Raw genomic sequence first — 14,122 nt, 5'->3', positions numbered from 1 at the left:
TTACTTTTGTTCATACTTTTTTGTGTCGTAACTCAAAAGTATAAATCTCGGAGCAGTTCGATTAATTTCTACTGCTCCTTTTTATTTTTCCCGGACACTAGTGATCATCAATAAAAGTTGAAGGTTTTGCAAGTCCAGTAAGGGGAATTATCTGTTGAATGGTATTGGTTTTAATATCAATCGAAACCAATTTTAATGCATTTCCTGATAACGGATTTTGTCCCATTGAAGGTGTTCCGGTATCCACAATCCAAAGCTGACCATTTACGATACGTATGGAATTCGTCCTTACAAACTTTTCGTTTACATCTTCACCAGGTTGCCAATTGTTCCAATCTTCATTGGGGTAGGGAATGATTTTCCCATCTTTTAAAACTTCGCCCACACTCATTCCTTTTCCGCCTTCTATTTTAGGGAAGTTGACGAATATTCTTCCATCGGAACTTGTGGTTACACCGTTCCAAACTAAGTTCGAAGTTGCTACTTGCTGTAATTGTGCATTGGCAAATCCGCAGATAAGCAGCAGAGGTAAAAGGCTAAATGTAATTTTCATCTTTATTTGATTTCAATAATTTTGATAGTACAAAGTTACCTTCAACTATACCTGAATAAATAGTACATTTCGAGGAATAAATAGCACAGATTTACATAAACTAAAAATCCTCCACCTGGGAGGATTTTACTTTAAACGGTATAAAAAGCTTTTGGAATGTATCGATACCCTTCTTCATTTCTTTCGATAAAGCCTAAGCCGGGATATGGCAAATGATCTCCAAAAAGGAGTTGGTTTGAAGATGCTAATTTTTCAAGAAGATTTTTTCGTGTTTTAATACCTAATTCAAAATCAGAATCAATTTGATTACCCCATTCAGGATGCGCGACCAACAATATGTGCTGAAAAGTATCAGCTATATGTAATAATTCTTCTCCCTCAGATGTAATGGTAATAATTGTGTGTCCAGGCGTATGACCTGGTGCATGTTCCAATCGAAGAAAACCAAACAGGTCGGCGCTATCTTCATAAAAAGTAAGTTTTGAATCGATTGGTTTAAAATGGTCTCTTGCAAACTGGATTTCAAAATCGGAAAATTGATTTTTCGTACCTTTTGAAAAGTCAGGTTCCTCAGACATCCAGAATTTATATTCTGTTTCTGAAATATAATAATGAGCATTTTCAAAAACCAATTTGCCTTCTTTGTCAACAACTCCTCCAATATGGTCAGGATGGGCGTGAGTAAAAACAATATCCGTTATTTCTTGAGGACTAACACCTAAATTCGCCAGGTTTTCAATTAACTTGCCACCAAGAGGTGAAAGCATAACACCACTACCTGTGTCTATTAGAATATTTTTCTTCCCGTCTGTTATTAAAAGAATATTACCTGCCAATTCTAATTTGTCTTCCGTAAGCCTATTTTCATTTAAAAATTTTTTGAGTTTCTCTTTTTCAATATTAGGTGCAAACATTGGCTGAATGTTTTCAATTTCAATAACTCCATCTGTAATCACAGCCAAATGAAGTTTTCCTAATTGGAATTTAAAATATCCCGGATTTTTAATGTTGTTGAGTGTATTCATTTTTTTATAAATTTGTTGATACAAAATTAAAGCAAGTAACTATCTAAAAGATATTACTATCTTTTTAGATAGCACTATCTTTTAAGTAAGTAATGGAATATTATGGCTAGAGTAACTGACGGTACTGAACAAAAAACTTGTATGGAAATAATGCTTCCAATACAGGACGCATTAGAAATTTTAAAAGGAAAATGGAAATTACCAATTATCGTTTCTTTATCTTTCGGAAGTAAAAGGTTTAGGGAGCTTGCAAGAGAAATTCCTAAGATTACAGATAAGGTTTTATCAAAGGAACTAAAGGAATTGGAGACAAATCTATTAATTACCAGAACCGTACATGACACATTTCCCCCAACAGTAGAATATGAAATCACTGAACACGGATTGTCCTTAGAAAAAGTAATTATGGCGATGAAAGACTGGGGCCTGGAACATAGAAAAAAAGTCACAGCAAGTTGATTCTTGCTATGACTGTAACAAATTGTAATGCAGTTTTAATTTCAGTTCATCTGCAATTTCCTAAACTCCAAAGGTTTCATTCCCGTCTGTTTCTTGAATAATCTTGTGAAATAAGAGGCGTTTTCAAAGCCTAATTCATAAGCAATTTCAGCCACCCCTTTTTCGCCCAATCTCAATAGGTTTTTCGCTTCAGAAATCATAAAAATATGAATCAGTTCCATTGCGGTTTTTCCGGTTTCCTGTTTTAATAAGTCACTTAGGTATCTTGGAGAAACAAAAAGTTGATCGGCTAAAAAAGCAACATTCGGAAGACCATTTTTCTCTAATAAGCCTTCATCCAGATATTTTTTCAACGCGTCATTAAACTTGGAAGCTGTCTTGCCTGTTACCTGCGCTCGGTCGATAAATTGCCTTTTGTAATATCGCTGCGCATATTTTAAAATCGATGAAATATGACTTAAGATAATCTCACGGCTGTACTCATCGGGGTTATTAAAATATTCTCCCTGAATTTTTGAGTGGAGTTCCAGTATAATCTGTTCTTCTTTTGGCGAAAGATGCAGTGCTTCCGTTACTTCATAATCGAAGAAGCTATATTTTTCAATTTCCTTGAAAAGCTCGTGTCCATTCAGATAATCTTCGTGGATCATCAGCATATAGCCTTTTTCTTCGAATTGAAGGTCCTTCAACTCTATGATTTGACGTGGTTTTGCAAAAAACAAACAACCATTATCGTGGTCGTATTGCGTACGACCGTACATAAAAACTCCCGATTTTATTTTTTTGAAAGCTATCACATAACAATCTGTTGTAAACTCCCGGTTTCCCAAAGTACACGCCGATTGGCATCCAATCATACTGAAAAGCGGATGTTCAGGAGCATCCCAATGATTCCCCAAATGCAATTCGGTAAGGGTTTTATAATGTGTCATTACTGTTGAATTTGAAATACTAATTTACTGTTTTTTTAATGACCGTGAGCGGCAATACTCACTTCTTTCCATTCTTGGATATCATTTAATCTTTTGGTGTAAATCTCATTGATAGCGTGATACGCAATTTTACCCAACAATAATCGTTGAGGAGGATTTTGATTGTCGATAAGATTCAAAACAGGTTCTACTGTCGCTTCTGGTTTTCCCCAGGTATCCGGATTTTCCCCACTTTCGGCAAATGCAGCACGAACAGGGTTATAATCTGCAATCTCCGAAGAAGTCTGAACTGCCGAAGCTCCTGCCCAATCTGTGGCAAATCCGTTAGGTTCTATTAATGTCGTTTTAATTCCCAAATGAGCTGTTTCTGAACCAATCGTTTCAATTAAACCTTCTATCGCAAATTTTGAAGCGTTGTACAATCCTAAAAGTGGCAAAGTCGTTAATCCCAAAAAGCTGGAAATCTGAATGATATGTCCGCTTTTTTGTTTTCTCATCACTGGTAGAACGGCCTGTGCTACCCAAAGTGAACCGAAAAAGTTGGTTTCCATCTGGTCTCTCGCCTGCTGTTCTGTCGTTTCTTCCGTTGTTCCGAATAAACCAAAACCTGCATTATTAATCAAGACATCAATTCTTCCGAAATGTTTTTCTACCTGTTCCGTTACTTCAAAAACTTCTGAACGGTTATTAACATCAAGCTTTAAAGGCAAAATATTGTCGCCGTATTTATCTTTCAAATTCTGTAATGAAGAAACGTTCCTTGCGGTTGCCGCTACTTTGTCTCCTCTTTCCAAAAGTGCTTCAGCCCATAATTTTCCGAATCCTTTTGATGCTCCTGTGATAAGAACTATTTTACTCATTGTTTTAATTTTTTAGTGTTATTTAATGAAGCAAAGTTATCATCAAACCCAACCGAACTGCTAGCTCATTTTAGCTGAAAAATAGCACAGAAATACGTTTTGGAAAAAATTTAAAAATAAAAAAGCCTCCCAAATATACATCTGGAAGGCTTCCACTTAAAACTAAATACTTATATTAAAACACTTCTTAAATAGCCTGTGCCAAAGGAAAATCAATAGGAATCTGAGTGTTGGCAAATACATAGTTGGTAAAACTTCTCAACGCCACCAAAGCAGTCAGTTCAACTAGAGCTTTTTCGTCGAAACCTGCATTGAAGAAATTTTCTAAAGCCCCGTTTCCTGCGTTGCCTTTATTGTTTGCAATGGAGTGAGCCAATTTAATCGCAGCTTCTAATTTTGCCTCAGAAAAACTTCCTTTTCTGATTTCCAGCGTATCTTCTTCTGTAAAACCTCTCATTTTCGCCAATGTAGTGTGCGCTGCCAAACAGTAATCACATTCATTGACTTGCGAAACGATTAGATTAATCGCTTCTCTTTCTTTTGCCGTAAACGATGAGTCGTGTGCCAAAGATGCCTCGGTTTCCAACATTGATTTTAAAGCGGATGATGAATAGCCTATCGTTGCGTACAAATTGGGAATTTTTCCCATTTTTTTCTCTACAGATTCTAAAATGCTCTGTGCACTAAAGCTTAGCTGTTCTTTTTCGGGTACTGAAATTGTTTTCATTTTTTTACGATTTAAATTATTTCATTTTGTTAATACAAAGTTATATCAGCACACAAAGAAATTACTAACCCATTTCAGCGGAAGAATAGCACAGAAATACCCATAGTATTAAATGCTTCTCTTTCGATACGAAGAAGGGGATTTACCTTTATATTTTTTAAAGATCCTGTTTAAATGGCTTTGGTCTGTAAAACCAAATTCTAAAGCAATTTCATTAATACGCATATCAGTTAACATTAAACGGCTTTCAATGAGCTTCAACTTATAAAGCATAATATATTGTTGCAGGCTTTCTCCGGTGTGTTTTTTAAAATATTCGCCCATATATTTTGGAGAAAGATGAAACTGTGCCGCCAGTTGGTTGACTTTTAATTTCTCTGGCTCGAAAATATGTTGATGAAGGTAATTAATGATAGGCATTACACTGGAAATTTTACCATTGAAAACTTCCTTTTCCTGCAAAGTAAGATTGCGGGCAGCATAGGTAATAATGGTATTTATTAATTGTTGAATGACTTGCTCCTGATGAGGTGCCTGGCTTGCCCTTTCACGAATTAAAGCTTCGACGGCGGCACGGATAAACGGCTTGTCGGTAACGGTTTTTAGAATGCAACCCGGAAGATGATTGTGGCTGTTAAAAATATATTCCAGCTCACGGATGTTTTGGCTGTTTTGGGTTTTAATATAATCGTTATTAAACCTGATGAAGAAAAACTGGCTTAACGATTGAACCTCGAAACTATGCAGATCCTCTGGAAAAATCAGGAATAATTTGTTAGGCGCATAAGGAAGTTGATGCTCATTAATGATTTGGATGCCTGTTCCTTCCATCACAAAAACCATCTCAAAAAAAGTATTTTTTCGGGGTTTGGCGGTGTACTCGTGCGTTTCGAGCCATTCTAATTCATAGGTACTGTATAAATTTTGCACTTCCATACCTGCAATTTTACAAAAAAATCCAGTAAAAAACCTTGTTTACTTCCTTGTGTTTAGTTGAACTTTGTAAAAAACTTTATTATGAATGATATTTCTTATCTGATGTTACGTCTGGTGGCGGGCATCAGTTTTTTCGGGCACGGTTTGGTAAGGTTACCAAAATTGAATGCTTTTAGTCAATGGATGACTGGCAGTTTTTCAAAATCAATGTTGCCACAAAGTTTGGTTACGCCTTTTAGCTACGCCTTGCCAGTGGCAGAATTCACTATCGGTATATTACTAATCTTGGGCATCTTTTCTCCTAAAGTAATTATCGCAGGTTGGGTTGTGATGCTCCTATTAATGTTCGGCACTTGCCTAATAGAAAATTGGGAGGCTTTACCATCGCAAATGATACACGCCATCATCCTTGTTGCGCTGTACCAATTCATCGCTGCAAACAGCATTTCACTAGACCAATTTTTTAAAAAATAAAAATATGATTGACAGAAGAAAGTTCATAAAACAAGGCAGTTTGCTTACCACAGCGGGCTTGGTTGCAAGCGCCGTACCATTTTCTGGAATGGCGCAAAGCGGAAAAAATATGCAACCAGAGTCCAAATCAAAAAAATCAAAATGGTTGGATGGTTCAAGATTGGTGGTTTCAGTTTCTATGCAGTTTGAAGCCGGCGGGCAACCCGAAAATGCAGAAAGCCCTTTCCCTCAAAATATGGAAAAAGGCTATAAAGATTTACCGGCAACAACCTGGTATGAGTACGGATATAAAGAAGGTATTCCTCGGATGTTGGATAACTGGGATAAGTTGGGTGTAAAAATCACCTCGCATATGGTGGGCAGTGCAGTGCTAAAAAATCCGGCATTGGCAAAAGAAATTGTAGATCGTGGTCACGAAGCTGCTGCACACGGAATGAACTGGGCTACGCAATACACAATGTCATACAACGAGGAGAAAAAGTTTATTAAAGACGGTGTGGATGCCATCAAAAAAATTACTGGTTTTGATGCAATTGGTTATAATGCCAATTGGTTGCGCAGGGGCGAAAACACGTTGAAAATTTTACAGGAATTGGGATTTTTGTACCACATAGATGATTTAAGTAGGGATGAACCTTTTATTCAAAAGGTAAACGGAAAGGATTTTGTAACGGTTCCTTACACATTACGTTGCAACGACATTCAACTCATTGAAGGCAAAAATTTCTCTGTTGATCAATTCGTACATCAGGTGAAAATGGAGTTTGATCAGTTGTATGAAGAAGCCGCAAATCGCAGAAGGCAAATGTCCATCAGCTTCCACGACCGAATTGGCGGCACACCTCAAATGGTACAGGCGGCGAAAGAACTGTTCACATATATAAAAAAACACGAAGGTGTAAGTTTTAAGCGTAAAGACGAAATTGCGAAGATGGCTTTGGAAGATAAAACCACGATAAGAGAATGATAAGTGAAAGGTGTCAGTTGCGAAGAAATGTATAAGTCTTTCCGTAAAATCTACAATTGTGGTTTGGCGTGTTGCCGGAACTTTGCATTATAAATTTTAAACAAATTCATTATGAAAAGTACAGTATTCATCACCGGTGCATCATCGGGATTAGGAAAGGCAACCGCCAGATTATTTCAGCAAAACGGATGGAATGTAATAGCTGCAATGCGATCGCCGGAAAACGAAAAAGAACTGAATCTTCTTGAAAACGTTTTGTTGGTAAAATTGGATGTCACCAATTCACAACAAGTTCAGGAAGCAATAGCAAAAGGCACAGAAACATTCGGTTCGGTTGATGTTTTGCTAAACAGCGCAGGCTACGGATTGATGGGCGTTTTTGAGTCTTCAAATCCTAAACAGATTCAGCAACAATTTGAAGTGAATGTTTTTGGTTTGATGAATGTTACCAAAGCCGTTTTACCAATAATGAGAGCACAGAAAAAAGGAACAATCATTAATATTTCTTCGTTCGGAGGAATTACCGCCGGAGCTTTTGCCAGCTTGTACAACAGCTCGAAATTCGCAGTGGAAGGATTTTCCGAAGCTTTACATTTTGAAGTTTCTGCGTTCGGAATTGATGTAAAAATCGTAGAACCTGGAAGTATCGCTACGAATTTCAAAAGCGGAATCGAAATGATTCAGAATACAATTGAAGAATATAATGCGGAATTGGCAGCATTCGTTCCGAAATTTACCAAACGCACAGAACATATTCCAAAAGCGAGCGCAGAGCAGGTTGCGGAAACTATTTTCGGGGCTGCAACAGACCAACTCCCCAAATTAAGATATGTAATTGGCGAAGATGCACAGTTTTATATCGACTTGAAAAACAAAAATTCCGAAGCAGATTTTTTGAGATTGATGCAGGCGTAATTCAGCAGAAAAGTTTAAATTTAATACTAAAATCAGAAAAATGCCGGAAGCTTTTATTTCCATAAAATCGGTTGCAGACCTTCATCATTTTTACAATTACGGAAGCCCAAAACATCCTTTGGTGACGGTGATTGATTTGAAAAACATAAGCCGATCTGACGAGAATTTTGCCAACTATTTTTACAGCCTTGATTTGTACACAATTGTTTTCAAAAAGTTCAAAGGAAGTTTAAAATACGGTCGTTCCCATTACGATTTTCAAGAAGGAACTTTGATGTTTACGGCACCCATCCAGGTAATGAGCCCGAGTGCAGATACCCAGATTGAGGAAGGTTGGTTTCTGGCATTTCATCCTGATTTTATTTACGGGTCAGATTTAGGAAAAAAAATTCAGAAATACACCTTTTTTCAATACGAAAGCAAAGAGGCACTTCACATTTCGGAAGATGAAAAAGTTTTGCTTGATGAAGTAATTGTTAGGATTAAAAAAGAATATTCGCAGAATATCGACCGCCATACTCAAGGTTTAATTTTAAATCAGATTGAAATGCTTTTGAATTATGCTGACCGATTCTATGACCGACAGTTTTTTACCAGAAACAAAACCGGAAACGATGTAACCCAACGTTTTGAAAGTTTTCTTAATGCTTATTTTAATGAGGAACAATTGATAGAAAAAGGCATTCCCGAAGTAAAATATTTTGCCGACAAACTAAATTTTTCTCCCAATTATTTATCAGACTTGCTCAGTAAATTTACAGGCAAAACAACTATAGAACACATTCATTTAAAGCTGGTCGATAAAGCAAAAAACATCCTTTTGGGAACTACAAAATCGGTAAGCGAAATTGCTTATGAACTTGGTTTTGAACATCCCTCGCACTTCACTAAAATTTTCAAAACCAAAGCCGGAATTTCTCCGCTGCACTTCAGAAAACAGTTTCCTGAGCAGAATTAAAAACATATAAAACTGCTTAACCGCTTCTTTTTTATATTGAACAGGCGTTACCCCAACCACTTTTTTAAATAATCTGGTAAAATATGACGGACTTTCGAAACCTAAATCAATTCCTGCAACGTTGCTTTCTGAACTCAACAGCAGATTTTTAGCTTCTTTAATCAAATAAATATGAACGTGTTCCAAGGCTGTTTTTCCGGTTTCCTGTTTCAGAATATCGCTGAGATAACGGGGAGAAATCGCAAGTTCTCCAGCCATAAAATTAACGCTTGGCAAACCGTCATCAATATGTTTGTTCGCTTTGATATACTCATCCAGAACCGTCAGGAATTTTTTAACCATACTTCCCGAAACATTCGGGCTTCGGTCTATGAACTGTCTTTTGTAAAAACGGTCAGAATATTTTAAAATAGAATCGATATGCGACAAAATAATTTCCCTGCTGAATTCGTCCGAATTTTCATCATATTCTCTTCTGATTTTCTCATAAAGTTCCCACATAATCACTTCTTCCGAAGGCGAAATGTGAAGCGCTTCATTGATCTCATATTCAAAATAACCGTACTTTTTGATTTGCTCGTTCAGTGGATGTCCCGATAAATAATCTTCGTGGAAAAACATCACAAAACCCTTTTCAGCAAACTGAACATTGCGAACTTCAATGATTTGTCTGGGCTTCATAAAAACCGCCGAGCCATTGTTGTGATCATATTTAGTTTTACCATACAACACATAACCAGACTTGATTTTTTTTAAACCAATCATATAAAAATCTCCTGTAAATCGGTCTTCACCTACAGAATAGGTCATTAATTCTTTACAAGTCATCAAACTAAAAGGGGATTTTTCGGAGGTTCGAAACCGCTTTTCTCGTGCAATTCTACGATGCTTTTATAGTGATTGATTTTTTCCATATTTAATTGGGCTAAAAGCTTTAAGTATTATCAAATTTAAGAAATTAAAAAACAGAAATGGACAGCACTTCTGTTTTGTATAGTAACTAACTTACCTGCGAGCTTGCTTCCAATCTTTGATGCATCGAAGCTTTTCTGAACAGTAAAATGGTAACGAATAATGTCCCAACAATGATAAAATTTACCAAAGCAAATGTCTGAATATCTTTAATTTCAAATAAATTAATTAATCCATAGCCCGCAACTGAGCTTACTACATACACACCACCACCAGTCAAACCACTTGCAATTCCGGCATTTGTCGTGAATCTCTGTAAACTGTACGCATAAACATTATTGAAAATAAATCCCGATAAAAGATGTAATGATAAAGTGAAACCCAGTAAAAATAAAAATCCGTCATACTTTAAAGTGACAGTAAGCATTGCAAAAACGATGAGTAGCTGTAAAATTATCGCCGTATTTATTTTGGTAAAAAGTCCCTTTTTAATCATTAATTTAGAAGTAATTCCGCCACTCATTAAAGCAATTCCCGAAGCCAGTGAGCTATACCCCGTAACGACTGGCGAAAATCCATATACTTTTTCAATAATAAAGGGACTTACCATTCCGTAAACTACTAGAAGTGAATAGCTTAAACCAATAATGATTAATCCTAAATAAAAATCAGGTGTTCCCAACATTTTTTTGTAAACTGCTACAATTTCTTTTCTTTTAAACACCTGAAAATTCTGTAGAGATTCTCCTGTAAACCGAAGTTCGAAAATCAAAATAATGATGGTAAGAATTCCTAAGAGATAAAAATTGGATTTCCACCCGAAAAGTACCTGTAAATAGCCACCAATGAAGGGTGCAACAATAGGTGCAGTTGCCCAGACAATCGAAAAAAGACTGGTGTAGTGTTTCAGTTTTTCGCCTTTGTATAGGTCAACAAAAAAAGCTCTTTTCCCGACAATAATGAGTGAAACCGTGATCCCCTGAATAATTCTCATCAAATAAATCACATAAATTTCCGGAACCAAGGCAATGATAAAACTTGCCAAAGAAAAGGTGATTAAAGCAAAAATATTGATTCTGTATCTCCCAAAACTATCAAGAGTACTTCCGATAAAAAGCTGGCTAAATCCTGAACTTACCATAAATAAAAGCAGTGAAATCTGCACTTTCTCAACCGGTACACTCAAATCTTCTGCCATCGCAGGAAGTGACGGAATGTAAATATCCGTCGTTAAGCCACCCAGCGGAATGAGCATAAACGCCAATATTGTACTGATGTACAAATATTTTGTCTTTTGAAATTTCATATTGATAGGATTTAAAAAAAGAAAGCCTTGCTCTTTTTTATCAGCAAGGCTTTCATAAAAAAATTAATGACCGTGAGCTGCTTCGGAAACTTCTTTCCAATCGTTCCAGACCTTTAGTTTTTCGGCATAAACTCGTTCGGTTTTTCTTAATCCTACTTTTCCTAAGAATAAACGAAGTGGCGGGTTTTCGCTGTCGATTAATTTTAAAATTGCAGGAACGGTAGCATCCGGTGTTCCATAATCTTCAGGTAAAAGACCTTCAGCTTCTCCCAAACTGGCTTTCAAAGCATCATAAGCCGGAATTGCATCGCCGTGAACTGCAGAACTTCCACCAAAATCGGTTGTGTAGCCATTAGGTTCAATCATGGTCACGTTAATTCCGAACGGTTTCACTTCTGTTGCCAAAGCTTCGCTGAAACCTTCCACCGCAAATTTAGTAGCGTTGTAAATTCCTAAAGTCGGTAAGCTCCAAACCCCTAAAACACTCGATAACTGAATCACATGACCGCTTCCCTGCGCTCTGAAAATCGGCAAAGCAGCCTGTGTTACCCAAAGCGTACCAAAAACATTGGCTTCAAAAACATCTTTAATTGCTTTTTCTCCCACTTCTTCCACCGCTCCGAAAACACCATAACCGGCGTTATTGATGACAACATCTAAACTTCCGAAGTGATTTTTAGCTTTGTTTACTGCTTCAAAAACCGCTTCTCTGTCGGTGATATCTAAAGAAATAGGAAGAAAAGTTTCGGGATATTGTTCTGCCAAAACTTTATAAGCTTCAATGTTTCTTGATGTTGCCGCTACTTTGTCGCCTCTTTTTAGCAATGCTTCTGTCCAAAGTTTTCCAAATCCTCTTGATGCTCCTGTGATAAAAATTGTCTTTGCCATTTTTTAAAATTTTGATTGTTTTGTTTTTAAATTTTGATAAGACAAAGTTATCTCGCATCAGCACCAAGCTTGTAACCCAAATCAGCGGAAGAATAGCACAGAATTACGTTTTTGAAAATAATTTTAAATTTGTACTAATAACATAAGTAGATAATGAGCAATTTGACTCCCATTTTCGAATCGCATCACAAAAAATTAGGATTGGTTTCTTTTAATTCCGAAACGTTGGATTTTGTGAATGGAGAAACATTCAGACCTTACATCAAAGTTTTGTTCGTTCCCGCAGGTTATTCTTTGACGGTAGATTTCAATGTTTATGAAACTGAAAATCCGGCTTTGTTTTTCATTAACACCAATCAATATCTTGATATTCAATCGGCAACTGATGAAGATGCTTTTTTGATTTATTACAACAGAGATTTTTACTGCATTCAGATTCACGACGAAGAGGTGGCTTGTGACGGACTTTTATTCAACAATATTTTTGAAATTCCAAAGGTGGATTTGCTGGAAGACCAGCTGAAAACGGTGTCGCAATTATTTAATCAAATCAATGATGAACTTAATTTTCAAGACCGTTCATCTGAGGAAATGATTAGAACCTATCTGAAACAAATCATTATTAGAGCTACAAGACAATGGAAAAAACAGAATCTTCAATCCGAACAGTTTAATCTCATTAATGTTGAACAGGATTTTTTCCGAAATTTTAGCCGTCTGGTAAATATTCATTACAAAGAAAAACACAGCGTTGCCGATTATGCAGACCTTCTGAACCTGGCTCCCAAAACGCTTTCCAATAAATTTCACAAACTCAATCTCGAAAATCCGAATGAGATGATTAAAAACAGAATCATTCTGGAAGCAAAGCGATTGCTGCTTTACAGCGAATTGAGCATTAAGGAAATTGCCTATCAATTGGGCTATGAAGACCCAGCGTATTTTAATCGAATGTTTGCCCAAAAATCAGGGAAAACTCCGGCGGTTTTTAGGAAAGAAATTAAAGATTAATTCATAATTTCCCAATAGAAGGAAAAAAGTACAATTCTAATCGACCTTTTGATATTTTTCAGCACCTTGCAGCGACATACCTTTGTTTCATCAAAAAATAATAATTAAAAACAAAGATTATGAAACGTAACGCAACCGCCGTTTGGAACGGTACCATCAAAGAAGGAAACGGACATTTAACCACTCAAAGTACCGTTTTAAATCAAACCCAATATTCATTCAACAGTCGTTTTGCGGACGGCGTTGGAACTAATCCAGAAGAGCTTTTGGCAGCCGCCCACGCCGGATGTTTTACAATGAAACTGAGTCTGGATTTGACACAAGCCGGTTATCACCCCGAAAATCTGGAAACAAAATCTGTCATCACCCTCGACAACGGAAAAATCACACAATCTGAATTGACACTCAACGCAAAAGTGGACGGAATCTCCACAGAGGAATTTGAAAAAATAGCCAGAGAAGCAGAAAAAACCTGTCCGGTAAGTTCGGCTTTCAACTTCGAAATTATCTTAAATATCAACCTTCAAAAATAATTATAATGAAAACAGTATATGTCAAATTGCTAACCTTAGCAACATTTTTTATCATTAATTCTACTATTATGGCACAATCTAATCCAGCCTCACAAGACCCAAATATTGGCAGAGAAACCAGAGAATTTTTAAAAGCTCTCAACAGCGGCGACGGAAAACCATTGGAAACCTTGGCTCCAAAAGATGCCAGATTGGTTCTGGTAGGTGCTCAAAAATCTGTAAACTTCGATTATGCTGACATCGAAGAATCTGAAAAAACCATTACACAAGATGGGCAAACAGTAAAAATCCACATCGTAAAACCAAAGGGCGCAAAGGCCGGACTTCCTGTATTTATGTTCTTTCATGGTGGCGGATGGGTTTTAGGAGATTATCCTACGCACAAAAGATTGGTTCGTGATTTGGTTGTAAACAGTGGTGCAGTAGCAGTTTTTCCGGATTACACGCCCTCTCCGGAAGCGAGATTTCCAATTGCTATCAATCAGGCTTACGCAGCAACCAAATGGGTTTCTGAGCACGGAAAAGAAATTGGTGTTGATGGCACCAGACTTGCCGTTACAGGGTATCCGCCCTACCAATTACATATTGCGATCGGTTGATTAGTGATTTAGCTTTGTTATAAAAAAACAGAGCGATGGAAAAAACAGAAAGAATGCTTGCGCTGGT

Annotated in this window: 16 protein-coding genes and 1 pseudogene; 8 read left to right on the top strand and 9 right to left on the bottom strand. The window is 36.9% G+C overall.

Translation table 11 applies throughout. The features are described 5' to 3' along the window. Nucleotides 1–97: 97 nt before the first annotated feature. Nucleotides 98–553, bottom strand: coding sequence for a hypothetical protein (locus ABD930_RS09025; RefSeq protein ID WP_345231381.1), 456 nt, complete (start codon nucleotides 551–553; stop codon nucleotides 98–100). A 131-nt stretch (nucleotides 554–684) separates the two neighbouring features. Continuing rightward, nucleotides 685–1,578 (bottom strand): MBL fold metallo-hydrolase, encoded by an 894-nt coding sequence (locus tag ABD930_RS09020; protein ID WP_223707120.1) that lies wholly within the window; start codon nucleotides 1,576–1,578, stop codon nucleotides 685–687. Nucleotides 1,579–1,680: 102 nt separating this feature from the next. Here ABD930_RS09020 and ABD930_RS09015 point away from each other — a divergent pair, with 102 nt between their 5' ends. Further along, nucleotides 1,681–2,037 (top strand): winged helix-turn-helix transcriptional regulator, encoded by a 357-nt coding sequence (locus tag ABD930_RS09015; RefSeq protein WP_089765049.1) that lies wholly within the window; start codon nucleotides 1,681–1,683, stop codon nucleotides 2,035–2,037. Nucleotides 2,038–2,078: 41 nt separating this feature from the next. On the opposite strand, the gene ABD930_RS09010 is transcribed toward ABD930_RS09015, so the two are convergent. From ABD930_RS09010 to ABD930_RS08995, 4 genes are all read right to left on the bottom strand, one after another. After that, nucleotides 2,079–2,969: a helix-turn-helix domain-containing protein gene (locus ABD930_RS09010; protein ID WP_223707118.1), complete on the bottom strand. Its 891-nt coding sequence runs from the start codon at nucleotides 2,967–2,969 to the stop codon at nucleotides 2,079–2,081. 35 nt (nucleotides 2,970–3,004) lie between these two features. After that, a complete protein-coding gene (locus ABD930_RS09005) occupies nucleotides 3,005–3,829 on the bottom strand; it encodes an SDR family NAD(P)-dependent oxidoreductase (protein WP_223707116.1) in 825 nt (274 codons plus the stop codon). A gap of 187 nt (nucleotides 3,830–4,016) precedes the next feature. Further along, nucleotides 4,017–4,556: a carboxymuconolactone decarboxylase family protein gene (locus tag ABD930_RS09000; protein WP_089765042.1), complete on the bottom strand. Its 540-nt coding sequence runs from the start codon at nucleotides 4,554–4,556 to the stop codon at nucleotides 4,017–4,019. A gap of 108 nt (nucleotides 4,557–4,664) precedes the next feature. Next, the gene (locus ABD930_RS08995) at nucleotides 4,665–5,492 is read right to left on the bottom strand and encodes an AraC family transcriptional regulator (protein ID WP_089765040.1); all 828 of its coding nucleotides are present in this window, start codon (nucleotides 5,490–5,492) and stop codon (nucleotides 4,665–4,667) included. A gap of 81 nt (nucleotides 5,493–5,573) precedes the next feature. On the opposite strand from ABD930_RS08995, the gene ABD930_RS08990 reads away from it, so the two are divergent. The 4 genes from ABD930_RS08990 (at nucleotide 5,574) to ABD930_RS08975 (ending at nucleotide 8,806) form a co-directional block, all read left to right on the top strand. Next, the gene (locus tag ABD930_RS08990) at nucleotides 5,574–5,966 is read left to right on the top strand and encodes a DoxX family protein (RefSeq protein ID WP_089765038.1); all 393 of its coding nucleotides are present in this window, start codon (nucleotides 5,574–5,576) and stop codon (nucleotides 5,964–5,966) included. A 4-nt stretch (nucleotides 5,967–5,970) separates the two neighbouring features. Next, complete coding sequence (locus ABD930_RS08985; protein ID WP_345231380.1) at nucleotides 5,971–6,933, top strand: polysaccharide deacetylase family protein; 963 nt, start codon at nucleotides 5,971–5,973, stop codon at nucleotides 6,931–6,933. Between the two features lie 111 nt (nucleotides 6,934–7,044). After that, nucleotides 7,045–7,848: an SDR family oxidoreductase gene (locus ABD930_RS08980; RefSeq protein WP_345231379.1), complete on the top strand. Its 804-nt coding sequence runs from the start codon at nucleotides 7,045–7,047 to the stop codon at nucleotides 7,846–7,848. A gap of 40 nt (nucleotides 7,849–7,888) precedes the next feature. Continuing rightward, nucleotides 7,889–8,806: a helix-turn-helix domain-containing protein gene (locus tag ABD930_RS08975; protein ID WP_345231378.1), complete on the top strand. Its 918-nt coding sequence runs from the start codon at nucleotides 7,889–7,891 to the stop codon at nucleotides 8,804–8,806. Between the two features lie 63 nt (nucleotides 8,807–8,869). Here the strand turns inward: ABD930_RS08975 and ABD930_RS08970 are convergent. The 3 genes and pseudogenes from ABD930_RS08970 to ABD930_RS08960 form a co-directional block, all read right to left on the bottom strand. Next, nucleotides 8,870–9,064, bottom strand: a pseudogene (locus tag ABD930_RS08970) (helix-turn-helix domain-containing protein); the annotation flags it as partial. Between the two features lie 742 nt (nucleotides 9,065–9,806). Next, a complete protein-coding gene (locus ABD930_RS08965) occupies nucleotides 9,807–11,024 on the bottom strand; it encodes an MFS transporter (protein WP_345231377.1) in 1,218 nt (405 codons plus the stop codon). Between the two features lie 63 nt (nucleotides 11,025–11,087). Then, the gene (locus ABD930_RS08960; protein ID WP_223707108.1) at nucleotides 11,088–11,912 is read right to left on the bottom strand and encodes an SDR family NAD(P)-dependent oxidoreductase; all 825 of its coding nucleotides are present in this window, start codon (nucleotides 11,910–11,912) and stop codon (nucleotides 11,088–11,090) included. Nucleotides 11,913–12,065: 153 nt separating this feature from the next. On the opposite strand from ABD930_RS08960, the gene ABD930_RS08955 reads away from it, so the two are divergent. The 3 genes from ABD930_RS08955 (at nucleotide 12,066) to ABD930_RS08945 (ending at nucleotide 14,055) form a co-directional block, all read left to right on the top strand. Beyond that, complete coding sequence (locus ABD930_RS08955) at nucleotides 12,066–12,923, top strand: helix-turn-helix domain-containing protein (RefSeq protein ID WP_223707107.1); 858 nt, start codon at nucleotides 12,066–12,068, stop codon at nucleotides 12,921–12,923. A 119-nt stretch (nucleotides 12,924–13,042) separates the two neighbouring features. Beyond that, on the top strand, nucleotides 13,043–13,456 hold the full coding sequence (locus tag ABD930_RS08950) for an OsmC family protein (RefSeq protein WP_223707106.1): 414 nt from the start codon (nucleotides 13,043–13,045) through the stop codon (nucleotides 13,454–13,456). Between the two features lie 5 nt (nucleotides 13,457–13,461). Then, entirely contained in the window at nucleotides 13,462–14,055 is a 594-nt protein-coding gene (locus ABD930_RS08945) for an alpha/beta hydrolase (RefSeq protein WP_345231376.1), read from the top strand. Nucleotides 14,056–14,122: the final 67 nt, after the last annotated feature.

The organism is Olivibacter ginsenosidimutans (assembly GCF_039542865.1).
Taxonomy (GTDB): Bacteria; Bacteroidota; Bacteroidia; order Sphingobacteriales; family Sphingobacteriaceae; genus Olivibacter; species Olivibacter ginsenosidimutans.
The sequence above is the reverse complement of the archived record's forward strand: the minus strand, read 5'-3'. Positions and strand labels throughout refer to the sequence as shown.

Excerpts from the sequence above, each read along its gene's own strand:
- ABD930_RS08995 (WP_089765040.1), bottom strand. The coding sequence starts at position 5,492 with ATGGAAGTGCAAAATTTATACAGTACCTATGAATTAGAATGGCTCGAA.
- ABD930_RS09025 (WP_345231381.1), bottom strand. The coding sequence starts at position 553 with ATGAAAATTACATTTAGCCTTTTACCTCTGCTGCTTATCTGCGGATTT.
- ABD930_RS09005 (WP_223707116.1), bottom strand. The coding sequence starts at position 3,829 with ATGAGTAAAATAGTTCTTATCACAGGAGCATCAAAAGGATTCGGAAAA.
- ABD930_RS09010 (WP_223707118.1), bottom strand. The coding sequence starts at position 2,969 with ATGACACATTATAAAACCCTTACCGAATTGCATTTGGGGAATCATTGG.
- ABD930_RS08985 (WP_345231380.1), top strand. The coding sequence starts at position 5,971 with ATGATTGACAGAAGAAAGTTCATAAAACAAGGCAGTTTGCTTACCACA.
- ABD930_RS09020 (WP_223707120.1), bottom strand. The coding sequence starts at position 1,578 with ATGAATACACTCAACAACATTAAAAATCCGGGATATTTTAAATTCCAA.
- ABD930_RS08960 (WP_223707108.1), bottom strand. The coding sequence starts at position 11,912 with ATGGCAAAGACAATTTTTATCACAGGAGCATCAAGAGGATTTGGAAAA.
- ABD930_RS08990 (WP_089765038.1), top strand. The coding sequence starts at position 5,574 with ATGAATGATATTTCTTATCTGATGTTACGTCTGGTGGCGGGCATCAGT.
- ABD930_RS08980 (WP_345231379.1), top strand. The coding sequence starts at position 7,045 with ATGAAAAGTACAGTATTCATCACCGGTGCATCATCGGGATTAGGAAAG.
- ABD930_RS08950 (WP_223707106.1), top strand. The coding sequence starts at position 13,043 with ATGAAACGTAACGCAACCGCCGTTTGGAACGGTACCATCAAAGAAGGA.
- ABD930_RS09015 (WP_089765049.1), top strand. The coding sequence starts at position 1,681 with ATGGCTAGAGTAACTGACGGTACTGAACAAAAAACTTGTATGGAAATA.
- ABD930_RS08975 (WP_345231378.1), top strand. The coding sequence starts at position 7,889 with ATGCCGGAAGCTTTTATTTCCATAAAATCGGTTGCAGACCTTCATCAT.
- ABD930_RS08965 (WP_345231377.1), bottom strand. The coding sequence starts at position 11,024 with ATGAAATTTCAAAAGACAAAATATTTGTACATCAGTACAATATTGGCG.
- ABD930_RS09000 (WP_089765042.1), bottom strand. The coding sequence starts at position 4,556 with ATGAAAACAATTTCAGTACCCGAAAAAGAACAGCTAAGCTTTAGTGCA.
- ABD930_RS08945 (WP_345231376.1), top strand. The coding sequence starts at position 13,462 with ATGAAAACAGTATATGTCAAATTGCTAACCTTAGCAACATTTTTTATC.
- ABD930_RS08955 (WP_223707107.1), top strand. The coding sequence starts at position 12,066 with ATGAGCAATTTGACTCCCATTTTCGAATCGCATCACAAAAAATTAGGA.